The 22852-nt window shown below is 44.8% G+C and carries 24 protein-coding genes and 1 tRNA gene; 12 read left to right on the top strand and 13 right to left on the bottom strand.

The features are described from left to right. Positions 1-6 precede the first annotated feature (6 nt). Both nrdD and QAS77_RS01345 read right to left on the bottom strand, forming a co-directional pair. Positions 7-2298 carry an anaerobic ribonucleoside-triphosphate reductase gene (gene nrdD, locus QAS77_RS01350; protein WP_250866901.1) on the bottom strand — a complete coding sequence of 764 codons (2292 nt, stop codon included), beginning with the start codon at positions 2296-2298 and terminating at the stop codon, positions 7-9. A gap of 109 nt (positions 2299-2407) precedes the next feature. Next, positions 2408-2659, bottom strand: coding sequence for a glutaredoxin family protein (locus QAS77_RS01345; protein ID WP_250866796.1), 252 nt, complete (start codon positions 2657-2659; stop codon positions 2408-2410). 418 nt (positions 2660-3077) lie between these two features. Here QAS77_RS01345 and radB point away from each other — a divergent pair, with 418 nt between their 5' ends. Beyond that, on the top strand, positions 3078-3755 hold the full coding sequence (gene radB / locus QAS77_RS01340; protein WP_250866797.1) for a DNA repair and recombination protein RadB: 678 nt from the start codon (positions 3078-3080) through the stop codon (positions 3753-3755). A gap of 5 nt (positions 3756-3760) precedes the next feature. Here the strand turns inward: radB and QAS77_RS01335 are convergent, their stop codons facing one another. Next, positions 3761-4513 (bottom strand): tRNA (adenine-N1)-methyltransferase, encoded by a 753-nt coding sequence (locus QAS77_RS01335; protein ID WP_250866798.1) that lies wholly within the window; start codon positions 4511-4513, stop codon positions 3761-3763. Next, positions 4510-6360, bottom strand: a complete 1851-nt coding sequence (locus tag QAS77_RS01330) for an HD domain-containing protein (protein ID WP_250866799.1) — start codon at positions 6358-6360, stop codon at positions 4510-4512. The genes QAS77_RS01335 and QAS77_RS01330 overlap by 4 nt, the downstream gene beginning before the upstream one ends. 143 nt (positions 6361-6503) lie before the next feature. Here QAS77_RS01330 and QAS77_RS01325 point away from each other — a divergent pair, with 143 nt between their 5' ends. Together QAS77_RS01325 and QAS77_RS01320 are read left to right on the top strand one after the other, a co-directional pair. Continuing rightward, positions 6504-7523 (top strand): S-methyl-5-thioribose-1-phosphate isomerase, encoded by a 1020-nt coding sequence (locus QAS77_RS01325; protein ID WP_305063887.1) that lies wholly within the window; start codon positions 6504-6506, stop codon positions 7521-7523. A gap of 42 nt (positions 7524-7565) precedes the next feature. Continuing rightward, positions 7566-7742: a preprotein translocase subunit Sec61beta gene (locus QAS77_RS01320; RefSeq protein WP_305063886.1), complete on the top strand. Its 177-nt coding sequence runs from the start codon at positions 7566-7568 to the stop codon at positions 7740-7742. A 151-nt stretch (positions 7743-7893) separates the two neighbouring features. Here QAS77_RS01320 and QAS77_RS01315 read toward each other — a convergent pair whose 3' ends face one another. Then, positions 7894-8208 carry a signal recognition particle protein Srp19 gene (locus tag QAS77_RS01315; RefSeq protein ID WP_305063885.1) on the bottom strand — a complete coding sequence of 105 codons (315 nt, stop codon included), beginning with the start codon at positions 8206-8208 and terminating at the stop codon, positions 7894-7896. Positions 8209-8298: 90 nt separating this feature from the next. Between QAS77_RS01315 and glmM the strand changes: the two genes are divergently transcribed. Then, positions 8299-9645 (top strand): phosphoglucosamine mutase, encoded by a 1347-nt coding sequence (gene glmM / locus QAS77_RS01310; protein WP_305063884.1) that lies wholly within the window; start codon positions 8299-8301, stop codon positions 9643-9645. Between the two features lie 2 nt (positions 9646-9647). Here glmM and QAS77_RS01305 read toward each other — a convergent pair whose 3' ends face one another. After that, positions 9648-10232: an endonuclease dU gene (locus QAS77_RS01305; protein WP_305063883.1), complete on the bottom strand. Its 585-nt coding sequence runs from the start codon at positions 10230-10232 to the stop codon at positions 9648-9650. An 18-nt stretch (positions 10233-10250) separates the two neighbouring features. Beyond that, complete coding sequence (locus QAS77_RS01300) at positions 10251-11531, bottom strand: proteasome-activating nucleotidase (protein ID WP_305063882.1); 1281 nt, start codon at positions 11529-11531, stop codon at positions 10251-10253. A gap of 83 nt (positions 11532-11614) precedes the next feature. On the opposite strand from QAS77_RS01300, the gene QAS77_RS01295 reads away from it, so the two are divergent. The 3 genes from QAS77_RS01295 to QAS77_RS01285 all read left to right on the top strand — a co-directional run bounded on the left by QAS77_RS01295 (position 11615) and on the right by QAS77_RS01285 (position 13464). Beyond that, entirely contained in the window at positions 11615-12109 is a 495-nt protein-coding gene (locus QAS77_RS01295) for a multiprotein bridging factor aMBF1 (RefSeq protein WP_305063881.1), read from the top strand. A 78-nt stretch (positions 12110-12187) separates the two neighbouring features. Beyond that, positions 12188-12997 carry a pyrroline-5-carboxylate reductase gene (proC, locus tag QAS77_RS01290; RefSeq protein WP_250866806.1) on the top strand — a complete coding sequence of 270 codons (810 nt, stop codon included), beginning with the start codon at positions 12188-12190 and terminating at the stop codon, positions 12995-12997. Positions 12998-13116: 119 nt separating this feature from the next. Next, positions 13117-13464 (top strand): DUF356 domain-containing protein, encoded by a 348-nt coding sequence (locus tag QAS77_RS01285; protein WP_172368676.1) that lies wholly within the window; start codon positions 13117-13119, stop codon positions 13462-13464. A gap of 301 nt (positions 13465-13765) precedes the next feature. On the opposite strand, the gene QAS77_RS01280 is transcribed toward QAS77_RS01285, so the two are convergent. From QAS77_RS01280 to QAS77_RS01265, 4 genes are all read right to left on the bottom strand, one after another. Then, positions 13766-13840, bottom strand: a tRNA-His gene (locus QAS77_RS01280). Between the two features lie 87 nt (positions 13841-13927). After that, positions 13928-14704 carry a sulfide-dependent adenosine diphosphate thiazole synthase gene (locus QAS77_RS01275; protein WP_250866807.1) on the bottom strand — a complete coding sequence of 259 codons (777 nt, stop codon included), beginning with the start codon at positions 14702-14704 and terminating at the stop codon, positions 13928-13930. 147 nt (positions 14705-14851) lie between these two features. Continuing rightward, the gene (locus QAS77_RS01270) at positions 14852-16330 is read right to left on the bottom strand and encodes a response regulator (RefSeq protein ID WP_250866808.1); all 1479 of its coding nucleotides are present in this window, start codon (positions 16328-16330) and stop codon (positions 14852-14854) included. A gap of 21 nt (positions 16331-16351) precedes the next feature. Continuing rightward, a complete protein-coding gene (locus QAS77_RS01265) occupies positions 16352-16723 on the bottom strand; it encodes a response regulator (protein ID WP_276575014.1) in 372 nt (123 codons plus the stop codon). Between the two features lie 357 nt (positions 16724-17080). On the opposite strand from QAS77_RS01265, the gene QAS77_RS01260 reads away from it, so the two are divergent. Both QAS77_RS01260 and QAS77_RS01255 read left to right on the top strand, forming a co-directional pair. Then, complete coding sequence (locus tag QAS77_RS01260; RefSeq protein WP_250866809.1) at positions 17081-18196, top strand: AAA family ATPase; 1116 nt, start codon at positions 17081-17083, stop codon at positions 18194-18196. 40 nt (positions 18197-18236) lie between these two features. Next, complete coding sequence (locus QAS77_RS01255) at positions 18237-18506, top strand: hypothetical protein (RefSeq protein WP_250866810.1); 270 nt, start codon at positions 18237-18239, stop codon at positions 18504-18506. 17 nt (positions 18507-18523) lie between these two features. Here QAS77_RS01255 and QAS77_RS01250 read toward each other — a convergent pair whose 3' ends face one another. After that, complete coding sequence (locus QAS77_RS01250) at positions 18524-19162, bottom strand: hypothetical protein (protein ID WP_305063880.1); 639 nt, start codon at positions 19160-19162, stop codon at positions 18524-18526. Positions 19163-19368: 206 nt separating this feature from the next. Further along, a complete protein-coding gene (gene rnz / locus QAS77_RS01245) occupies positions 19369-20286 on the bottom strand; it encodes a ribonuclease Z (protein ID WP_305063879.1) in 918 nt (305 codons plus the stop codon). Between the two features lie 183 nt (positions 20287-20469). Between rnz and QAS77_RS01240 the strand changes: the two genes are divergently transcribed. The 3 genes from QAS77_RS01240 to QAS77_RS01230 are packed head-to-tail and all read left to right on the top strand — an operon-like array spanning position 20470 to position 22606. Then, on the top strand, positions 20470-20847 hold the full coding sequence (locus tag QAS77_RS01240; RefSeq protein ID WP_250866813.1) for a 30S ribosomal protein S8e: 378 nt from the start codon (positions 20470-20472) through the stop codon (positions 20845-20847). 43 nt (positions 20848-20890) lie between these two features. Continuing rightward, a complete protein-coding gene (locus tag QAS77_RS01235) occupies positions 20891-21382 on the top strand; it encodes an Lrp/AsnC family transcriptional regulator (RefSeq protein WP_250866814.1) in 492 nt (163 codons plus the stop codon). A gap of 48 nt (positions 21383-21430) precedes the next feature. Next, positions 21431-22606, top strand: coding sequence for an aminotransferase class I/II-fold pyridoxal phosphate-dependent enzyme (locus tag QAS77_RS01230; protein ID WP_276575015.1), 1176 nt, complete (start codon positions 21431-21433; stop codon positions 22604-22606). Positions 22607-22852 lie beyond the last annotated feature (246 nt).

Below are 22852 nucleotides of genomic sequence, written 5' to 3'. Positions count from 1 at the left end.
TGGACTTCAGACCATATCGGCTGAGTTGTAACGCTTCCTATCTTCCAGTTCCTGCTTCTTTGCAGCATTCCAGCCACTTACAGCCTGAATATAACCGGTGACCCTTGAAAGCTGCTCGATGTTATCGGAACCACAGTTCTCACAAACATCTTTCAGACCAGCCATCATATGGAAATCATCCATACAAACGCTCATATCCTTGGTAAAAGCGAAGTATCCCACCTGAGTGTTCTTCGCAATGTTCATAGCAAAATCTTTCAGACCCTTAGCGTCCGGTGAGCCTTCACCCATCCAGATATGCATGATATCTCCGCCGTCCACTATAGGGAAGAACACATGTTCGATATTGATCCTGTCGACCAGTGAAACATCAGCTCCCGGCGGTACATGAGTACCATTAGTGTAATAGATCGGCAGGTCGTGGGTGTTCTTTATACCTTCAACTGCTGCTTTTACATCACCCTTTACAACTGAGAGGACCTTGTCCCTGAACTCCTCATGAAGCAGATCGGAAACAGAGAACCTCTGACCAGTGGTCTCGGCAGGGGTCCTTGCAAGAGCGATCTCCATACCGTATTTCTTGGAAAGTTCCTTGCCGTATATATCCATCTCGGTCATTGCCCTGATAGCCAGCTTGAAAGCATCTCTGGATTCATGCATCTGTGAACCGGTGTGATATTGGACCATCTCATTGATACCGATAACACCAATGGTGAACACCAGCGAATCTATATCGACCGCAATCGCACCTTTCTTACCAGTAACAGGGTCCTTTGGCTGCTGTGTTGCGAATGGCATCCTGCCATTATCAATGATAGGCTTTAACCACTTGACCTTTGTCTGGAAAACTTCCATTGCCTCATCCATGAGATGTTTAAGGTGAGAGAACAATTTCTCATCATCGTTCTCTGCCAGATATGCAGCTCTTGGACAGTTCAGTGAAATTACCTGCCAGGATCCCATTGAGAAATGTTTTCCCTCATTGAAGTACATTTTCTCATCGAATTCTGAATCTGAATCTGCGTTTGCTGAGAACTGGTAAGCACAGCACTGGTAACAGGAAATGCCTTCCCCAGCACCACGGTATTCAGGAAGCTGATTATCAAAGTAGGGAGTACCATACTTTGCGGTCAGTTCGAATGTCATGGTGTAAAGTTCATCATAGGTTGGAAGTTCCGGATTTGCACGGTTGAACATCTCATCCTCTTCCATGAAATCCGGTTCAATGGATATCTCAGGTTTCGGGAAGTTGAATGGTTTACCCCAGTAATCACCCTCGAGCATGACGTTCATCATTGCCTTGAAACCAAGCCTAACCTCACGTTCGTAGTCACCATAGACACGCTTGTCGGTACCATTGGTACCATCCCAGACACGACCCCTGTAAACAACAGGCTTGTCTCTCCACATCTTTGGAACACCTGGAGATAGCTGTACCGATGAGAACACAAGTTGTCCGCCACGGGCAACCATCATCTGTGTCATCTCATAGATGAACATTTGCATTAGCTGTTCGATCTCCTTGTAGGGTTTGCCCTCGAAGAACGGAGCGCAAAAGGTCAGGAAATTGTAGAATCCCTGTCCGCCAGCGAAGTTGGTCTGGGCACTTCCCAGAGCCTTGACAGCGTGCAACATTGCGACCTCGGCCTTCATTGCCGGACCTGCAACACTTGCCTTTGCACCTGATCCATCAGGCATCAGACCATAGTAGAAGAAATACCTCAGGTCCCAATCCTGACAGAAAGCACGGGTACCAAAGTACTCAAGATCATGAATGTGAAGATCACCATTAAGGTGAAGATCGGCTATCTTTGGAGGCAGCAATAGTAGATACTGCTCTTTGGAGATCTTGTCAGCTTTCTTTTTATGGGCGGTTTCCGCATTTTCCTGAAGGTTGGCGTTCTCATTGGCCTCAAAGCCTGAACCCTGGTCGATCTCACATGCATCGAAAACAGGTGAACCTACCCTTGTAGAGACATTACGCCATTCAAGATGACCACGTTCGAGCAGGATCAGGTTCACAAGTTCCCTGATAAGAGGACCAGAGAGGAACTTGATGTTCATGCCACGGATACGCTTTTCCGTTTCCTTTGCGATATCATGCGCCTCATCTTTCGAAATTGAAGAAATGTTATGATACCACTCACTAAGAGCGGTCTCTTTTAATAGTTGATTGACCACGATGTTGCGGTCCCAGTTCACCATATGGCCATCAGTGGTACGAACCTTTGGCATGGTCGAAATGAAATGACCGTCAAGTGTCTGCTGCAAAGACTGTGGCTCGGTAAGTGGCATCATTGTAGCCTCTAATGACCCTTTATCCGGTACAGATCCTGCTGCACCGTTCTCAAATCCCTTATCGGGATCAACTATAGCTTTTGTATCCGATTGCACATGACCACATCCCTTATAAAATACTCTTCAGTGATCCAAGATCGACCCCATCACTGTTGAATAGCTCTTCATACGTAAGAAAGTCATCATCTATCTGTAATACCGGAGCCGTTACAGTGAAAACACCGTTTAAGCGTAGTTCTGTAAGGGACTCAGGAGTTGACATGTCCGCTTCAGTAAAAGCCACATTGTTGGACTTCAATACATTTTTCAATTGAACGCATTTCGGGCATGTTTCCGTTGTATAAATTATAATATCAGACATTGATCTTCCTTCCATTAGATTTTGATACGTAAGCGAGAGACCTTTCGCACCCATCCCCCATGAAGACATTAAATGATAAACGCCTTCAATAGCCCGCATATAATGCGGAAAAGGTCCCTACTTGAGTAAATTAGCATTATGGACCTCTCACTTAATAATGCTTTTTGCCCCCATGATTGGATACTAATACATCATGCCTGGTAACAAAGCTGGTAATGGACGCAGGGATAACTCATCATTATAATGAGACAAATTGAGTATTGATTACCATGTTTGTTACCACATGTAATATCGAATAGATAACCATATTTGTTAAAGAGAAGTACACAACCTACATAACAGAACTAACATAAGAGAACATCCCTTTGCCAAAAGATGTATATCATAAATTCCACAATAGCAGTTAATCCATATCGAGGTGAAGACAATAAAAGAACAGTTACCATCAAGCTGCAAGCCTCTAGATGAGCTCCTGGGAGGCGGTTTTGAAGCAGGGGTTGTTACTCAGATATTCGGAGAAGCAGGTAGCGGAAAGACCAATATTTGCCTGCAACTTGCCATCGAATGTGTTAAGAAAGGGAAAAAAGCAATATTCATCGATACTGAAGGCCTCTCTGCAGATCGATTCAAACAGATAGCCGGCGAGAACGCAAGAAAGATCGCCCAGGACATAATCATTTTTGAGCCCCATAGCTTCGAAGAGCAGTATTCTGCGGTCAGGGAAACCGAGAAGATAAGCACAGAGAACGTCGGAGTCATCATTGTTGACTCTGCAACAGCATATTATAGGTTCGAACTTGATGATGAGGATTCAAGCATAAGGACCAGAAGAGAGCTCTCAAATCAGATAGGATTCCTCCACAGTCTCGCACGAAAACGCGACATAGTGGTGGTCATAACCAATCAGGTCTATTCAGATATCAAATCAAATTCATTAAAACCAATAGGCGGCAGTAGTCTTGAGCATATCTCGAAAACAATAATTCAGCTTGAGAAGACCGGAACGGGAAGCCGCAGAGCAAAGATATGGAAACATCGCTCCCGCCCGGAAGGAACCACCTGCGAATTCACCATAACCGCAGATGGAGTCAGATAATATTCTCACAATCTGGCAATGGTGATATACCCGGTATGCCCGACCCTGGATGTTGAAGGACGTGTGCCACGATCTGAAAAGGACATTGCACGTTCGATACATTCGATCGTCCTCACCTCAAAGAAATCAGCCTCAGCTATTGCTTTTCTGATCTGTGCTGTCTGTTCCAGGAAAGGCGAATACGTGACAAGGAAACCACCGGGATTCAGTATCGAAGGAATATAAGGCACAATTGTCGCTGAATCGATGGTATCAAGCGTCACAATATCAAATTTCTCATCGAGTTCCTTAACTTCATCAACGATATTACCGCATCGCACTTCCACATTATCGAGACCTGCACGGCGTATATTTTCACGAGCAACCTCCGCGAAATCATCCCTTACCTCAAAACTGAGCACCCTTTTTGCAATAGAGCCCAGATACATGGCAAGAATACCGGAGCCTGTGCCGGCATCAAGTACAGTATCGTTCTTATTGAGACCGGTATAGCCCAATATCATACCAATATCCTTGGGCATGATAGGCGTTCCAGTACGTTTTGCATGCCTGAAGAAATCCGGCATCCTGGGAAGCTGGATGACAAATGTCTGGCCCATATGAGATTCCACCGTTTCCCCTTCTTTCTTTTCCAGCAACTCTGACATTTCTATCATGCCAAAATCCGAGTGGAACTTCTCATCAGATACCGATGTGATAAATTCTCTGATCTTACCCTTATGGCTGGTCTTTAACAGCACTATCTCGCCTAATTTCATTTTTTCGCACCTGATGTTCTCTTTTCCCGATCGCTCTGAAATCTTGCCAATGGCATTGTAACGATATCACGGGGAATGGAATGTTTGTTCATTGTAAGATCGGAAGTAATTATTTTATAATCACGTTGATAGGGATCAACAAGATCTGCCGCATATTGCACGCCTGCATCTGTCAGCACATATTCATACCGCTGCCTGAACCTGCCATCCTTCTCAAAATAACGCAGGTCCTCATCCACGACCCCCATAGCTACCAGCAACTGAATGTCCTCATAGACCTTGTTGCTGTAAAGGAAACCATATCTTGTGTGGAACTCATAGTCGAACAGGTATTTTAACCTGATGTCCTCTTTGAAAAATGCAACCTTCTTGTACAACCAGGTGATGTTCCTTATACGCGGGATAGAGACAAAACCATCGTGGACTTCCTCGAACATTTCATGAATAGCATAAAGAAGAAGGATCAAGCCCTCTATGGGAAGATACTGCTCCTCCCTGATGAAGCGAAGCAGTTTCGGCGAGAGGTCATCCACAATATTATGCATTACCACCTGGGCAGAAGAGAGTTCCGAGGTAATGGCAACATCGGGATGAGTGAAAACGGTCAATGACATCTGCCGGGATATAGCACGGACCAGACCGTTTGCCAGAGCAGACTCATCGTAGAAGAAATTCTCGCTCCCGCCAACCATCACCCTGGCACTTTTAGGGACCCCCGTTGCGATGCTCAGATCGACAAGCACATCCCCCAACCTCTTTTCCAGCTCCTTTTCGAACATCCTTGTAGCCTTGCCACTGCGTGCAATGGTCGAAAGTGCCATCCTTGTACCCGGAGATAGTGTCTTCTGATTGGACCGGGCAACCGGAACATAGATCTGCCCATCACGAATATCCTGCAACAGACCCCTTGCCACCTCACCCCCCTTCGCATTGATGAAATTCAGCAGATCCGCATCATTATAAGTAGTAAAGAAATCCGCAACCATGGTTCCAACGGCCTCATCCCCAAATAACTCCTTCTGCTGCTGAAGGGTCATCTCCAGCGCATAAAGGAGCATGACCCTGACAGCCTGAGTACGAGGATGATGAATGATCGCAGTGTAATGATGAGAACGCGCGATAAGCATCGATTCTGCCGCTGCCAGCGTAAGTTCCTCATCAAAACTGCCCGAACCCGGAGAACCGAACACAACATTATCATTCACAATGCACAGACTTTGCATTATCTGATCGACATCGATGAGTCCCAGGGATACCCCAGTATGGTAAGAATCGCGAAGTAGAAAATCGATACGATCGGCATCTATATCCCCTGACATCAACTGAGAAAGATAGGGCTTTTCAATGGATAGATCACCCGTAGCGATCTTTGACACCTCATTGAAGAACTCAAAGGGATCATACCCCAATTCATCACGAACATATCTCGCAATTATGTTGTCCTCAGGAATTACCTCTGATATGATATATTTTGTAAAAGCTTCATGATCAACAAAACAATTCTCACACATCTTTGGCTGTATCGCAGGATCCCTTTTCAATACACTTTCCACAGCATGTGAAAAAGCGGAATGACCTACATCGTGAAGAAGGCCTGCAAGCCTTAGTTTCATAATATCTTCATTGTCGAGTCCTACCGATCTGCCCAGAAGAGATGCCGTATGCATCGTTCCAAGACTATGTTCAAAACGGGAGTGGTTCGCACCCGGAAATACCACATCTGCAAGACCAAGCTGCTGAATGCCACGAAGTCTTTGAAGTTGAGGCGTACCGATAAGAAGCTGCTCCAATTCAGAGAGGATGATGGTCTTATGAACTGGATCATGAACTACCAGAGGTTTTGTCATCAGATATAATAGGTCAGCTGAGATATATAAATGAAGTGTGGTAAGGAACAGATAAGGTGAATAAACAGAGACCATTCAGAACGAACGTTCAAGCTTGAATACTTTTTTATTCGGAAACTTCGTTAAGGTCTTGAGTGATCCACATGAGAACAATAGACTGGAACGATGAATCCAAAAGTGTCGTGATGATCGATCAGACACTCCTGCCAGTAGAACTTAATGTTATTGAATGTAAGAACCTTGCATCCCTTTGTGAAGCCATAAGGTCCCTTCGGGTAAGAGGTGCTCCGGCACTTGCTGCCGCAGGAGGGTTTGGAATGGCACTTGCAGTCACACTTAGCAGTGCAGACACAATGGAAAAGTTGCTCAATGACTTGAAAGTCGCTGCTTCCACCCTTATAGCCACACGACCGACAGCAGTGAATCTCGCATGGGCCGTTAAAAGGGTCTTAAAGGCCACAGAAGATTCCTACGATCTTGAAAGCATCAAGGACATCGTTATCTTCGAGGCGATCAGGATAGCAGACGAAGATGTGGAGATAAACAAGGCCATAGGAAAGTATGGACAGAAGTTGCTGGATGACGGCGACACTGTGATGACACACTGCAATGCAGGAAGAATGGCCTGTGTTGATTGGGGGACTGCCCTGGGAGTAATTCGCTCGGCAGTTGAGAAAGGGAAGGAGATCAGTGTCATAGCCTGTGAGACAAGACCCCTGAACCAGGGCGGCCGTATCACCACATGGGAACTTATGCAGGATAACATTCCGGTAAAGCTGATAACCGATTCCATGTCAGGGCATGTAATGAGACATGGAATGGTCGATAAGATGATAGTGGGTGCCGACAGGATAACACAGGACGTTGTTTTCAATAAGATAGGGACCTACACCCATTCGATCGTAGCAAGGGAACATGAGATACCATTCTATGTTGCAGCACCGGTCTCGACCTTTGATCCTAATGGTTGGGAGGAGACTGTGACAATAGAACAGAGAGATGCGGACGAGTTACGATATATTGGTGATGTCCAGATAGCACCTAAGAATGTGGATGTTTATAATCCGGCCTTTGATGCAACTCCCATGGAGAACATCACAGCACTTATTACTGAAAAGGGCATATTTGAACCACCTGTTCTTATTGATGAGATATTGATGTAACAGGCACAAAGCTTAAAAATTTAAAGAACTAATTGAGGAACTATGGCAGAAAAGAAGAAATCAAGTGGAAGTGGATTGATGTCATCTGCAGGTCTTATGACGTACTATGATGCGGATAAAAGAGCTGTTCACGTACAACCAAGGACCGTCTTCATCTTTGGCGCAATTTGCGGCATCGTTATCCTTGCACTTAGCGCAGGTTTTGGCCTCTGGCCCTAACCTGATAAGATCTTTTTTTGAATTCGTTTTTTTTCATAATTACCGATTAGCTCTCTTCAGATAGAGAGTTGAGACTATCGTATTTAAAAGAGCACAAATAATTTTCAACTCAATTTAAAGATTAAAAAAGGCAGGGTACCTGATCCGAAGATCAGCCACCACGTGCTTCCTTGATGGCCTTTGCGATCTTTCTTGCGACCATGGTCTTAGCTTCATTGTTGTCCACAAGGATACGACCGCTTGATTCCCACCATGTACGGGGATACTTTTTATCAGCTTCCACTTCAGGGTTCAGGTTCAATTTCTCAGCTGCTGCCGTCAATTCCCTGAGTAGCGGAGCTTCGAGAGAGCTCTTTCTGGAGATTATCCTGCCACCTTTCCGCGATCGGGACTTGTCCAGGTTTGCAGGCCAAATGACCAGTTTGCCTTTTTCACGCATCATCATGCTGCATAGATTAGAACTCATACAATTTAAACTTGGTCAAGTGAGAGGTATCAAAAATATAAAATAGATTCAGCGACCATACTAGTAAAATATTTGAAGAGGAGATACAAAATGGCTTTTTTTGGAACGAACGGAGTAAGAGGGATCGCTAACGAATATATCACACCACAGCTTGCGATAGATGTCGCAAAGAGCCTTGGGACATACATGGGTTCAAAGGGTACAGTCGTCGTTGGGAGAGATACCCGCAAATCAGGAGACATGCTAAAATCGGCTGCTATCGCCGGTGCGTTGTCCACAGGAGTTACTGTAATTGATATCGGAATAGCACCGATACCGGCCATCCAGTATTATGTAAGGGAGCATGCCGATGCAGGTATTGGCGTCACTGCATCACACAATCCAAGAGAGTACAACGGAATTAAACTGGTTGCCGGAGACGGAAGCGAGTTCTCAAGGGAAGGAGAGAGAGAGGTCGAAAAGATCTACATGTCAAAGGATTTCGCAGCAGCCAGCTGGGAAAGGACGGGCGACCTCTTCAAAGATACGAACGCAAATGAACAATATATCAATGCCATCATCAATTCCGTGGATGCGGAAAGCATACGTGAAAAGCGCTTCAAGGTAGTGGTGGATACCGGTTGCGGTGCCGGCTCTTTGACGTTGCCTTTCCTGCTTCAGAAACTTGGATGTGAGGTAATGGCACTCAACGCCCAGATAGACGGAACGTTCCCATGGCGCAATCCGGAACCTACCGAAGATGTCCTGACCGAACTTTCCGACATTGTGAAAAGCAGGGGTGCGGACATGGGCGTTGCCCAGGATGGAGATGCGGATAGGGCAGTGTTCTTTGACGAGAACGGGAATTTCATCGATGAAGATGTCCTTTTGGCAATGATGGCGAAGTACATCCTCGAAGACAAGAAAGGAGACCTCGTCACGCCTGTCAGCTCATCACAGCGTATGCTGGATGTGGCAGAGGAGGCAGGAGTGAAACTTCACTGGACGGCTGTCGGTTCTATCAATGTCGCAAGAAAGATGATGGAAATAGGTGCGGCATTCGGAGGAGAAGGTAATGGAGGACTTATTTTCCCGGAACACCAATATTGTCGTGATGGAGCCATGGCATGTGCAAAACTTCTTGAGATAATGGCCTCTGGCAAGAAACTTTCACACCTTGCAGAGAACGTACCGGTCTATTTCAATTCAAAGACAAAGGTTCATTGCAATGACCTGGACCCCACGATGGAGAAGATAAAGGACAGTGTTGTCGGAGGAGAACTGGAAGTAGATACGACCGATGGTGTAAAGATATGGCACAACGACGGATGGGTGCTTATACGCCCTTCTGGAACTGAACCTATCATAAGGATATTTGCAGAAGCAAAGACACTGGACAGAGCTGAGGCCCTTATGGAAGAAGGTGTAAAGCTGGCAGACAATTGCATGCAGAAATAAGATCAGGCTTTGCCACGGGATTCGCCACAGACCATACCTGTGGCGATCATGTGTGCCACCCTGAGAGGTTCCGGAACATTGCTCCTTGTTGAAGACAAACGTACGACCTCACCTGCTTTTTCAGTATCGATGCCGGCACACTGGATGAATATAGGATTCAAAGGATCCTTTGAGACCACTTTTGTAATTGCACCTGCCCGAAGTATGATCCGAAATCTCTCTCCAGGGTCAGGCAGATTTGACAGGGCATCCTTGATTTTTTCAAGATCAGGGACCTCACGCATTATAACAATGACCGGTATTTCAGTTCCTTCATACAGCCTGACGATGTCAACCGGATTGAAACCACCATAGGTCACACCATCAAGCATTATCACTTTTATCTGACCATAGTGTTTGCTTGAGGTCACCATCTCAGCTATCCTCTCCGTAGCATCCATACCATCACGATGGATGCTGGAATGCATCACGCCATCAAGCCATTGCCCGCCACGAAAGAAAGCTCCCACTATCAGAATATCATCACTTATCAATGCGGAATCATCGATACCAAGTATCCTGATCTCAGGCTTGATATGAAATGCCAATGCAACACGACCTTTTGCTCACCAGAACATGTTCTCCGAATGATCGATATTGTTCGCTTTGGGGACCATGACCTTTGTAACTGCATCAAGCAGGTCAGACATGCCTATGTGGTCACTATCATTGCGTACAGCAAGCATTCCAGCTTCCATGACTATGGCCCCTATATCGGCACCACTTGCCCCTTCTGTAAGATCTGCCAGCTTTTTGACATCTACATCGCTGCCAATGTTAAGCCTCTCTGCATGGATACGGAAGATCGTTTCACGACCATCCTGATCAGGCAATGGTATCTCGATGATACGGTCAAGCCTTCCCGGCCTTACAATTGCCGGGTCTAGCACATCAGATCTGTTGGTGGCAGCAATTATGCGTACGTCACCCCTGTTGTCAAAGCCATCCATCTCAGCAAGCAGTTGCATGAGGGTTCTTTGAACTTCCCTGTCTGCACCGTTCGTATCTTCCAGACGTGTCGCTGCGATCGCATCCAGCTCATCGATAAAGATGATTGCAGGTGCCTTCTTCCTTGCCATCTCGAAGATATCACGAACAAGCTTTGCGCCATCGCCAATATATTTCTGTACAAGTTCAGAACCCACCACCCTTATGAAAGTGGCATTCGTCCTGTGCGCCACCGCTTTGGCAAGCAATGTCTTTCCCGTACCAGGTGGTCCGAAAAGCAGGACTCCTTTGGGAGGAGTTATACCAATGCGTTCAAAAACTTCCGGTTTAGTGATCGGCAATTCGACAGATTCACTTATCTCCATAATCTGTTGGTCCAGACCACCTATCTGCGAATAGTCAACTTCCTGTGAATCGATTACCTCCATAGCCGTGATAAGCGGTTCGTCTGATTCAGGAATGATGTCGACGACTGCCAGAGTCTGCTGGTTCAACCCCACCCTGACCCCCGGAACAAGCTGATTATCATCATCGAGGTCCTGTGAAACTTTCACAAGGAACTGAGGACCTGTACTGCTCCTGATCAGAGCTTTATCGCCATCAAACATATCCACTATACTCGCAACCACAAGTGGAGGAGACTTTAACCTATCAATTTCTGACTGAAGGCGGTGCGTCTCACGTTCATACTTGAGCTTTTGTGATTCGATATAACGCTTATCGGATTCTATCTGGTCACATTGCTCTTTCAGGATATTGTTTCGCGATTCAAGCTGCTTCATCCGATCCAGCAGATATTTTGAAAAATCCTCATCGCTTTCGGAAACAAAATCCCCATTACCAATGCCACTGAAGCTATAATCATTGCTTCTTGGCTCATCGTCGATCGTTTCTGTCATAGCTCCGAATAATTATTTAAGTAGAGACGGTATATAGCACTTTCGTAAAGGGCAATTAAAATAGCCTTTAAGAGATGATACCGATGCAATGTGAAATATGTGGTGCAGAGATCAGAGAAAAGCCGATAGACGTCACTATTGACGGAAGCCAGCTTAAGGTGTGCAGTAAGTGTTCACAATACGGAAATGCGGCAAGAGCACGCTCACCTGTATCCAGAAAGATATCACCTGTATCTCCAAAACCAATTCGGAATGTTCAAAAAAGGACAACATCAAGACGCGATCCTTTTGCTGAGCTGGATGACGAACTTGTGGACGAGTACGAGACCGTCATACGTGAAGCTCGTGAAAAACGCGGATGGACACAAGAAGTGCTTGCCATTGAGATCAAAGAGAAGGCTTCCCTGATAAAAAAGATAGAAAGGGGAGAGATAACCCCGGAAGATTCTGTCAGGAAGAAGATAGAAAAAGCACTCAATGTGAATCTTATGGAGCGGCAGGGCAAAGATGAATGGAATGCTGACCGTTTGAACAGCGGTACAACTCTTGGGGACATCGTCACAATAAAAAGGAAATGAAAATGTGATCTCAGCCAACTATGGCTGGAATGAACTATTGCACACTGCCCATATCAAGAGACAGAAAAGGGAACTAAAATGCATCTTACAGAAAAAAGGATCGGATTCATAGGCACAGGCAAGATGGGAGAATCACTTATAAGAGGAATTCTCGCATCACATAGCGAAATAACTCTGAATGCAAGTGATGTTTACAAGCCTGCTCTTGAAAGACTCAACAATGAATTGGGTATTAATGTCTCAACTGACAATACTGAGACCATAGGAGACTCTGATGTTGTTGTGCTTGCGGTCAAGCCACAGATACTAAAAAGCGTGCTTGCAGCCATCAAGGACAGCATTACCGCTGACAAGCTAGTTATCTCCATCGCAGCAGGAGTTCCAGTAGCAGCAATTGAAGATGAACTGAATGAGGGCACAAGGGTCGTACGGGTCATGCCAAACATCGCAGCAACCGTTGCAGAAGCTGCATCTGCTGTTTGCGCAGGTACGAATGCCACTGACGAGGATATGGTGATCGCACTTGAGATGTTCCAGTCCATTGGAAGTGCAATAACGATCCCTGAGAAGCTCATGGATGCGGTCACCGGTCTATCCGGAAGCGGACCTGCATACATATTCCCAGTTATAGAAGCATTAGCTGACGGAGCAGTCCATGAAGGACTTGACCGTGCAAATGCGATCACACTGGCAGCACAGACAGTTCTTGGTGCTGCAAAAATGGTACTGGAGACAGGAATGCACCCAGGAGAACTTAAGGACATGGTAACATCCCCTGCAGGAACGACCATCAGAGCAATACGCACTCTTGAAGAGAGCGGGATAAGAGCTGCTTTTATGAATGCGGTCATTGAATCTTCAACGCGTTCAAAGGAACTTGGGAACTAATCCCAATGATCTTTTTTGAAAAACGTAACAAAATACCATACAGTATCCAAACATTAATATAATTGGAAACCTTAAATAGTTCCATTAAATTTTAATTAAGTTTGGTGTGGGGACAAAAAATGAAATCTTTTGCTGTAATTCGAGCGGAGGACCCGAACAAGGTCAAAATCGCTTTGCACGACCTAGAACACTATGGAAGTATGAAATTCGGATCGAACCCGAAAAGGATCGAGCCTAATTATGCAGATCAACTTCTTGTAAGTGTCTCAGGAGTACCACTTAAAACTAAATGTAATTCTGCAGCTTTGGTAGAACTTGATACGAATGCTGGTGCCGCAATAAGCAAGTTGAGAAAGATACACCCTCCTGCACATGTTGTGATCGTAAGTCCAAGGCACGATGCATTTGAAGAACTTCTGGAAAGCTCTGAACTTTATCCAGAGTTTGATAGAACATTCGACATCTAAAAAGGAAATAAGAGATCTTTTATTTTCTTTATTTCAGTGATCTGCGGATCTTTTTAGCAAACATATAGAATTTTGTCCCGGACCCATGGACCACGAGGCTATTGTAACAATTACAATTCCATAGAGATGTACTTGTAAGATCCCATAAGACCACGAGACAATTGTACATTCAAAGCTGAACAAGCGATAGTAGAACAATGACAATGTGGCAACTTATTTAGAGATAACATGAGCTCTAAAACTTGTTACAATCCCTAAAAAGTACCAGTAGTGATAATCAGATCAAACAGAAGAATCAGAATGGGGCCGGGACCGAGAGTCGAACTCGGATCGTAGCCTCCACAGGGCTACAGGATAACCGCTACCCTACCCCGGCACGGAATAGGTGGTGCTTCACTATGAAGCACCTTATACTAGTATTTTTATTAGATAAACTTTTTGGCTCAAATCAGCCATAGAAAGATTATCCAAGCCTTTCGATGATAAGCTCTGCGACCTGTTTGCCTGAAAGAAGCATTCCACCAAAGACAGGACCCATACGAGGTGCACCTGCAACAGCATTAGCAGCCATCCCTGCAACGTAAAGGTTTGGATATACCTCCTTTGTGGTCTCAAGGAGCATCTTTTCCCCGACATCCGCCCACATTGGCTTCTCACCCACTACACCGAGTTCGCCGAGCTTTGCCCCGGGAACCTTGCGCTGGACAGTGGAGCAAACGACTGCAGGATGGCCAGTACCATCGACAACGACCTTAGAACGTATTGCCAGAGGATCAACATGCAATTTTCCGATCTCAACAGCAGTCCAATTGATAACAAGACCACATATCTCATCATTTTCCCGGATCATAACATCCTCGACATTTACGAGGTTGAATATCTCAGCACCTGCAGATGTTGCACCACTGATGAGCTTACCAACAGATTCCACAGAATTTGCGATATAATAGCCCTTTTCGTACTCACGGTATGAGATTCCGAACTCATCAAGGATGTGACGTGCATCTTCCTGTACGACAATACGCGGGAACATCATACCGCCAGCCCACATGCCGCCGCCAACAGCCAGTTTCTTCTCGTAGATGACCGTCTTCAGGCCTGCTTCTGCGAGATATTTTGCTGCTACAAGGTTAGCAGGGCCGCCGCCCACAAGTGCTACATCAACATCGGTGTAATCAAGGAAGACCTTAGAGAACTCGTCTATAATCGCTCTTGAAATCGTGACCTCATCCAGTTTCATATTAGTACCTCATGATAAATTGAAAGCAAAAGCTCATTGCATGCATGTATCTTAAAGTTATTGGAATCGGCAATTTCAGTATACAAACCGGATAATGAAAAGAATGACACGAACTAAAAAACACAAGAGATAAATGATCCCGAAAGATCATGCCTTATTAAGGGTCACCCAGAACACACTTCCTTTTTCGTAAGGATTGTCACCCACCCCAACTTTGCCACCATGCAGGTCAACTATTCTCTTGACTATCGCAAGACCCAGACCCGAACCTTTAATGCCGCCTTTATCCAGCCTCTTGAACCGTTCGAAGACCAACGGTTTATCTTCATCGGAGATACCGAATCCCTGGTCCAGAACCTTTACCTTCCACTCCTTGCCAAGATCATCTATTCCCACAGTAATACGAGTGTCCTCTGGACTATATTTTACTGCATTGGAAAGCAGATTAAAGAACACCTCTTCTATCGTCGTATCAACTGATGCAGAATAAACACCCTCTTGTGGCAGAGATATCTCAATACCAGCCCCTTTCAACTGTGGCTCAAGGGAGTGTACAACATTTCTTAATATTACAGCCAGGTCCATTGGCCTTAGCTTCACCTGTGAAACCGACTCCACCTTTGCAAATGCAGCTGCACTCTCGATCATATCAATAAGTTTGGAATTTGCACGTTTTATGGCCTGGAGCATCTTAAGGTTCTCACCTTCAAAATTACCCCTTTTTAGAAGGATATCGGTAAAACCTTTGACACCACCCGCCGGATTCATCAGGTCATGCCTGATAATGTCAATAAAGAGATCCTTTAGCTCATTGGAATGTTCAAGTTCCTCCGCATACCCCTTTAAAGCAACTTCTGCCCTCCTACGTTCGGTAACATCTTCACCAGAACCCAAAATAGAGGTATTTTCCCCCCCTTCATCCCATATAAGGACATGATGCCAACTGATAAGACGTGCTTCGCCATCAAGGGTACGGATCGGTATTTCGGTGTACTCATAGGTATTTGGATCGCCTTCGAGCAAACTGGAAAAAATAGCCTTTGAACTTTCAACATGGTCTTCAGGAATGAAAGTATCAAACCAATTCTTACCAAGGATCTCATCTTCACTGCCCCCAAGGATCTCACAGCCTTTTTTGTTGATAAGAGTGATATTTTGGGATTTATCAACTACCATGAGAATTACGCCTGCAACATCAAGATAGTTCTGTGCCTGATCCCTTTGTTGCACCAACCTGTCATTCAACTGCCTTATCCTTAAAAGAGAACGCACCCGTGTTGCAAGTTCCAGCCTGTCGACCGGTTTAGAAAGAAAATCATCCGCCCCCGCATCAATGCTCCGGATCTTATCATCCTTACCGGAAAGTGCGGTAACCATTATAATAGGTATCAATTGATAACGCGGATCGGCCTTCAACTGTTCGCATACTTCAAAACCACTAACATCCGGCATCATTATATCAAGAAGTATAAGGTCCACATCTTCAGTTGCAACCTTCTCAAGACCTTCCAGACCACCATATGCAGAAATTATTTCATAATCAGGGGAGAGATATATCTCCATCAGTTCCACATTCAAAGGTTCGTCATCAACGACCAGTATCCTCGGAGCGGCATCACCGCGCATTATTACACCAAACTCCTCTGATCAAGCAGTTTTACCGAGGTATTCCGGAATTTGCTTCTTGAACTCGTGGATGTCGATAGGTTTTGAAATATAGCCAGTACACCCGGCATCAAGGAATTTGGCCTCATCCCCTGCCATTGAGTGAGCAGTAAGAGCTACAACCGAAATATCTGCAGTATCAGGGTCCTCCTTTAAGTGAGAAAGCACCTCAAGTCCATCCATTCTCGGAAGTTGCATGTCCAGAAGAATAAGATCGTATTTAGCCTCTTTTACTTTATCAAGAGCTTCCGGACCATCTTCTGCCTGACCTACTTCATACCCCCAGGATTCTAAAAGATCAACTGTTAATTCCATGTTCATGGGATTATCTTCTACAACCAATATTTGAGCCATTATTGCCACCTTATTAATAATCTTGATTTAAATTCCGTTGAGTTTTCTATTGCACACAGCCTTGAGTGCCGCATTTAGAAAAATAAACAATAAATTAGCAGGAATGTGGATAAAGGGATCATGACCATGATCAACCAACTCCCAGCAATTTATATTTGATAAATGATATTATAACATAATATATTTACCAACTCAATATATATTAATTATCCCGTTAAAGTCATATATTGAGATGTTATAGTTCGCATCCTTAGAAATAATAATTTGAAACGGACCTTCGGTAGAATTCGCAGACCATCAGGAAACAGATTCGATCCAATAGATCTCTTACATTTATAACAAAAAAGAGCTGATAACATGGTCAGATCAACCCAGAAGACCACACAAAAAAGAGATAGGGAAGAGAATGCAGACCCTACTGAACACACTGCAGAGCTAGTCATATTGAAACCGCAGGGATATCCACTTAGCAGCATGCTTGATGAATATCCGGAGATAGACAACGCAGAGGTCTTTGAACACTATGCAAGGAAACAGTGGAACGGTTTTGTGGCAAATGAAGGAGAATATTTGTTCGACCGCCGGATGTACCCGGATTTTGCGTATAAGATAATCGAAGTAGTACCACCTGGTTCTGCCATAGGAATAAAAACCACCATAGTCATCAATGACGAAGAAAAAGCATCGATCATTCCCAGACTCAAGTCAGATGTCACTTTTGATGATGTGGTGGGGCAGAGCTCAGCACGACAGAAATGTAAACTCATCGAGAGGTTCTTGGAAGAGCCAGAGAAGTTTGGCAAATGGGCCCCCAGGAACGTACTGTTCTTCGGACCATCCGGCACAGGGAAGACAATGCTTGCAAAGGCCCTTGCAAATAAAACGGACGTTCCATTGCTACCCATCAAAGCAACCCAACTGATAGGAGAGTTCGTAGGAGAAGGTGCCCGACAGATCCATCAGCTTTACGAAAGGGCTGAAGAGATGCAGCCATGCATCATTTTTATCGATGAGCTGGATGCAATAGCACTGGACAGGCGAAATCAGGAATTAAGAGGCGATGTCGCAGAGATAGTCAATGCATTGCTTACGGAAATGGATGGGATCGTGGAACGCCGGGGAGTTTGCACCATTGGCGCGACCAACCGCCCCAACAGCCTTGATCCAGCAGTTAGGAGCAGGTTTGAGGAAGAGATAGAGTTTGCACTTCCTGATGAGCAGAACCGTTATGCGATAATAGAGAAGAACATCAGTACGTTCCCGCTACCCGCAGAGGATATTGATATGAAAAAGATAGCAAAACTCACAGCGGGGCTTTCAGGAAGAGATATTGTTGAGAAGGTTCTGAAAACCGCATTGCACCAGGCAATAATGAATGATGAAGAAGTTGTAAGGCAGGATTATTTTGAGGGAGTCATTTCCAAACTGACTAAAAAAGGAGACACTGCTGCCTTGGATAGACTTTATATATGAAAGATGGAACTTTCAACCATTATAACTCAAATGTGATATCATGAGCACCATAGAGGAAACTGACAGGTTTGAATGCAAGATCGTGAACATAATTGATAACCTGAAACAATGGAAAGGTGTCGTTGTCGAAGATATTGACTCCGGCGGACGTGTCTATTTTGCCAGGGTCAAAGCAGAAGGATTCACCAAGGAGATAGGAGATTCACTCTTTCTTAGCGTGAAGGAACTACCATACGATATTGAAGAGATGTCCATTGAGGTCCACCTTTACGATGAGAATGATACCGAAATTGACTGGACCATACTTTGAACATATGAGAACAGATCTTATTCATCGATCTCATAAGTGTGCATGATACCTTTCTCATCCACACTACTTATTTTTTGGACAGTGTGTTTCATTAGCAGATCGAAGCAGGCCGGATCGAAGAGGTTGAGACCACCACCACATTCCAGAATAAGTGAATCCATATCAAAAAACTCATTGATGTTCACAACTCCTGCATTTGATCCATATTCCAGTCCTGCAGGAAGCATTTCCGGTGCCAGTTCAAATCTTGGTCTTGTGCTAAGCTCAAACCATTCGTGATTTATGACCAGGTTCCATTTATCCTGAGAAGCTTGCTGTGCAAAAAAAGCTTCAATGGCATAATTGATGTTTATACCAAGTTTCTTGTTCTCCGGTACTTTACGGAGAACGAGATCTTTTTTACGATTCATATCATAACGGAACTTTTCAGGATAGTGGAACATCTCCCCCAAATTCATCTTTTCGGATATCATCCTGTTAATATCATGTTCTATTTCCTTCGAATTGGCAAAATTCAGAGTGATAGCCTGATCGATAAGATTTAAAGGAATATCATCAGCTTCTTTTGCAAGTTTTACCGCAGTATTACAGACTTTGACAGTAAGTTTATTGATGCCTTTTGAGATCTGGATATCCCTGCCCCCCATAGATGCCATCTTTGAGATGATATCGTTGAACTCATCTATATAATAAGGATCGATCTTCTGCTTTCGAATCGGTTCCCCATTGCCTCCCTCAACTCCATTTTGAATATTTTTAGACTAACACGTATGATCTTCATTTAGCATAGGCTGCCCCCCAACCGATCCCTGATACTTTATTGGGCAGTCTAGTAAAAAAGTTTTATCCGCATCCCCACGTATCAATCATCACTAAGGGGAACTTCGATCACCAGAAGGTCTTCGGCAAGTATCACGTCTTTGAATAACGCTTTTGCATCATTTAGGAGCGGAGTTGCATCGTCTGAATATCTTGAACTCAGGTGAGTCAGGACAAGCTTTTTGACACCGGCCTTCTTTGCCAGGGCAGCGGCTTCACCTGCAGTCGAATGCATGGACTCTTTTGCCCAGTCGATCATATTGTCAGCAAGGGTGCTGTCATGTATCAACAGGTCAGCGCCATCACTTGCTTTGAGAACGCCAAGACACGGGCGCGTATCACCAGAATAAACGATCGTCCTACCAGGCCGTGGATCACCTACTACATCCTCAGCTGATATAACCCTGCCACCTACCTCGACCGATCCACCATGGTGCAGTTTTGAAAAGAGAGGACCCACAGGAACGCCAAGCTCAATGGCCTTATCACGATCGAACCTTCCGGGGCGCTCATCCTCCACAAGAGCATAGCCGATGCTTGGAACGTTATGCTCGGTATTTAAAGCTACAATGGAATAACCATCACGCTTTATGGACTCTCCACTTTTGAGCCTTATTGCATTTATTTCGAACTTCAATTTGTAATAACCCATTGCAGTGAGAAATTTCACGAATTCTTCCACCCATTCAGGACCATATATGGTAAGGGGTTCGGTACGCCCCTGAAAAGACATAGTCTGGACCAGACCGGGTATCCCGAGTATGTGGTCTGCGTGGAAATGAGTTATGAATATGGAAGATAAATTCATCATTCCGGTCTTTGCACGCATCATCTGCTGTTGGGCACCCTCACCGCAATCGAACATTATAAGTTCCCCATCCCTGTTGACCATGATTGCGGAAGGATTGCGGTTCGTTGTCGGCAAAGAGCCACCGGTACCTAAGAATGTAACTTTGAGCATGTAAAGATAAATATGCGATAGAATTATTTAGCTGTTATCACATCTAAATGGAATGCTCAATTGAATGGACAAAGCCGCTGGCTCGAAAAGTTCATATAGAATCCTATTAGTAAAGGAAATCCTATTAACCTATATTATAATAATAAAAATTCACATTACTTATAATAAATAAGAGGACTAATCATGCAATTCCAGGGAAGATCAAAAAGGAAATACACAGGAGCAAAGATCAAATCCGCACGCGGAAAGAGGAAGTTCGAGCTTGGCCGTGAGCCTGCAGCTACCCACGTGAACGACACAAAGAGGAAGAACGTTCCAACACGTGGCGGAAACAGAAAAGTAAGGCTCCTTCAGGCAAACATCGCAAATGTGACAAACCCAGCTGATGGGAAAACAGTTGTATCTGCTATCGAAACCGTTGTAGAGAACGCAGCAAGCGGGCACTACGTCAGGCGTAACATCATCACAAAGGGAGCAGTCATCAAGACCGCTGCTGGCAATGCACGTGTCACAAGCCGTCCAGGTCAGGACGGAGTGATCAACGCAGTATTGATCGAGTAAATTACTCGATCATTCTTTTTTTACACCCGAAGGTGTTCAAGGCATGGACGAGCAAACACGCAACATACTGGATATCCTTGAGGACGATGCAAGGACAAGCTCAGAAGAAATAGCAACACTCACTGGCATGACAGCCGATGAGGTCAGTAGGAAGATCGAGCAACTTGAGAAAGCAAAGATCATTCGCAAATACAAGACCATCATCGATTGGGACCTGGCAGGGGATGACTATGTGTACGCCATTATCGAGCTTAAGATAAGCCTTGAACGCAAACTGGGATATCAGGCAATTGCCGAGAGACTTTACAAGTTCCCCGAAGTACGTTCAGTAAGATTACTTTCGGGTGAAAATGACATAGCAATGACAGTGCGAGGCAAATCCATGAAACGGGTCGCCTTCTTTGTAGCAGAGAAGATAGCGACACAGGAACAGGTCCAGAGCACTTCCACACACTTTGTTTTGAAGACCTACAAGGAAGACGGAGTGATCCTTGATGAACCAGAGCAAGTGAAAAAGCTCGTTGTCTCACCATAAGATCTGCCCGCAGATCTGCTTTTTCTAATTAGATCGGAGGAATCGATCTTGAGAACACAATGCAAACCCTCTCAATTCATAGCAAACAGTATGCAAAAGGTACCACCATCGGGTATCCGAAAGTTCTTTGACCTAGTATCAGATAGCGAAGACGTGATCACCCTAGGAGTGGGAGAACCGGATTATGTGACACCATGGCACATAAGGGAAGCGTGCATACATTCCATCGAGCATGGAGAAACATCCTACACTTCCAACTATGGACTTATGGAACTTCGCGAAGAGCTCTCAAAACACTATACCCGAAGACATAATGTTTATTATGAACCTGAGACTGAGATCCTTGTCACCACTGGAGTCAGCGAAGGACTCGACCTTGCGATCAGAGCTATAGTCAACCCCGGAGACGAGGTAATAGTCGTACAGCCTTCATATGTCGCCTACGTGCCATCTATCATCTTTGCAGGCGGAGTCCCTGTGACCCTTGGGGCCAGGCCAGAGAATGACTTCAAGATTACAGCAGATGAGATAAGAGCCGCAATAACGAACAAGACAAAAGCGGTCATCATCAATTATCCCAATAACCCTACCGGCGCTACAATGGACAGAAGTGACCTCGAGGCCATCGCAGACGTCATTGTGGAACACGACATCCTGATGATATCAGATGAAGTGTATGAAAGGCTTACCTACGAAGGAACCCATACCTGCTTCTCCTCACTTGAAGGCATGCGCGACCGTACCATCCTACTCAACGGATTTTCAAAAGCATATGCAATGACAGGATTCAGGATGGCATACGCCCTTGCGCCGAAAGAGATCATTGATGCAATGATGCTTATCCACCAGTACACCATGCTTTGTGCCCCGATAACTGCCCAGGTAGGAGCGATTGAAGCCCTTCGCAATGGTGAAGAAGAAGTGGAAAAAATGGCCAGAGAATACAACCGCCGCAGAAAACTTATCGTAGGTGGTCTGAACAAGATCGGACTCGATTGCTTCAACCCTAGAGGTGCATTCTATGCATTCCCGGCAATAAGCAGCACAGGACTTTCAGCTGATGAATTTGCAGAAAGGCTGCTTAATGAGTATAAGGTAGTAACCATCCCAGGAAATATCTTTGGGGATACAGGAGATGGCTTCCTCAGATGTGCATACGCAGCATCAAGAGAAGATATAAAGGAAGCACTTGAAAGAATCGGCAATTTTGTCGATGGATTATGAATAGCTTTATTTTGCGTATACTATGAAGTCAATGGGCTTCATGTTGTAGACGTTAGCTTTATTTGATTTTTTTCAATCACCCCTATTTACAACACGACAATCTTGGTTGAACCGTGCCACATTAAAATTGTCTTTTATGGTTTAATAAAATGTTTTATGAATCGTAACTATTCAGCCATCCTCACGTTTTTGATATAAACTTAGAATACTCAACACAATTCCATCAGTGCTTGATATTGATTTTAC

Origin of the sequence: Methanococcoides sp., from assembly GCF_030594565.1 — an archaeon.
In the GTDB taxonomy this organism is placed as follows: Archaea; Halobacteriota; Methanosarcinia; order Methanosarcinales; family Methanosarcinaceae; genus Methanococcoides; species Methanococcoides seepicolus.
Note: the sequence above shows the minus strand (reverse complement) of the source record. Positions and strands in the feature narration are given on the sequence as shown.

What these genes read in the sequence shown, in the direction of transcription:
- QAS77_RS01275 (WP_250866807.1), bottom strand. Translation starts at nt 14,704, where the DNA reads ATGAAACTGGATGAGGTCACGATTTCAAGAGCGATTATAGACGAGTTC.
- QAS77_RS01260 (WP_250866809.1), top strand. Translation starts at nt 17,081, where the DNA reads ATGGTCAGATCAACCCAGAAGACCACACAAAAAAGAGATAGGGAAGAG.
- QAS77_RS01270 (WP_250866808.1), bottom strand. Translation starts at nt 16,330, where the DNA reads ATGCGCGGTGATGCCGCTCCGAGGATACTGGTCGTTGATGACGAACCT.
- QAS77_RS01325 (WP_305063887.1), top strand. Translation starts at nt 6,504, where the DNA reads ATGAGAACAATAGACTGGAACGATGAATCCAAAAGTGTCGTGATGATC.
- rnz (WP_305063879.1), bottom strand. Translation starts at nt 20,286, where the DNA reads ATGCTCAAAGTTACATTCTTAGGTACCGGTGGCTCTTTGCCGACAACG.
- QAS77_RS01265 (WP_276575014.1), bottom strand. Translation starts at nt 16,723, where the DNA reads ATGGCTCAAATATTGGTTGTAGAAGATAATCCCATGAACATGGAATTA.
- QAS77_RS01240 (WP_250866813.1), top strand. Translation starts at nt 20,470, where the DNA reads ATGCAATTCCAGGGAAGATCAAAAAGGAAATACACAGGAGCAAAGATC.
- QAS77_RS01300 (WP_305063882.1), bottom strand. Translation starts at nt 11,531, where the DNA reads ATGACAGAAACGATCGACGATGAGCCAAGAAGCAATGATTATAGCTTC.
- QAS77_RS01250 (WP_305063880.1), bottom strand. Translation starts at nt 19,162, where the DNA reads ATGGCATCTATGGGGGGCAGGGATATCCAGATCTCAAAAGGCATCAAT.
- QAS77_RS01345 (WP_250866796.1), bottom strand. Translation starts at nt 2,659, where the DNA reads ATGTCTGATATTATAATTTATACAACGGAAACATGCCCGAAATGCGTT.
- QAS77_RS01315 (WP_305063885.1), bottom strand. Translation starts at nt 8,208, where the DNA reads ATGAGTTCTAATCTATGCAGCATGATGATGCGTGAAAAAGGCAAACTG.
- QAS77_RS01235 (WP_250866814.1), top strand. Translation starts at nt 20,891, where the DNA reads ATGGACGAGCAAACACGCAACATACTGGATATCCTTGAGGACGATGCA.
- QAS77_RS01320 (WP_305063886.1), top strand. Translation starts at nt 7,566, where the DNA reads ATGGCAGAAAAGAAGAAATCAAGTGGAAGTGGATTGATGTCATCTGCA.
- QAS77_RS01295 (WP_305063881.1), top strand. Translation starts at nt 11,615, where the DNA reads ATGCAATGTGAAATATGTGGTGCAGAGATCAGAGAAAAGCCGATAGAC.
- QAS77_RS01330 (WP_250866799.1), bottom strand. Translation starts at nt 6,360, where the DNA reads ATGACAAAACCTCTGGTAGTTCATGATCCAGTTCATAAGACCATCATC.
- QAS77_RS01285 (WP_172368676.1), top strand. Translation starts at nt 13,117, where the DNA reads ATGAAATCTTTTGCTGTAATTCGAGCGGAGGACCCGAACAAGGTCAAA.
- nrdD (WP_250866901.1), bottom strand. Translation starts at nt 2,298, where the DNA reads ATGATGCCACTTACCGAGCCACAGTCTTTGCAGCAGACACTTGACGGT.
- glmM (WP_305063884.1), top strand. Translation starts at nt 8,299, where the DNA reads ATGGCTTTTTTTGGAACGAACGGAGTAAGAGGGATCGCTAACGAATAT.
- proC (WP_250866806.1), top strand. Translation starts at nt 12,188, where the DNA reads ATGCATCTTACAGAAAAAAGGATCGGATTCATAGGCACAGGCAAGATG.
- QAS77_RS01255 (WP_250866810.1), top strand. Translation starts at nt 18,237, where the DNA reads ATGAGCACCATAGAGGAAACTGACAGGTTTGAATGCAAGATCGTGAAC.
- QAS77_RS01335 (WP_250866798.1), bottom strand. Translation starts at nt 4,513, where the DNA reads ATGAAATTAGGCGAGATAGTGCTGTTAAAGACCAGCCATAAGGGTAAG.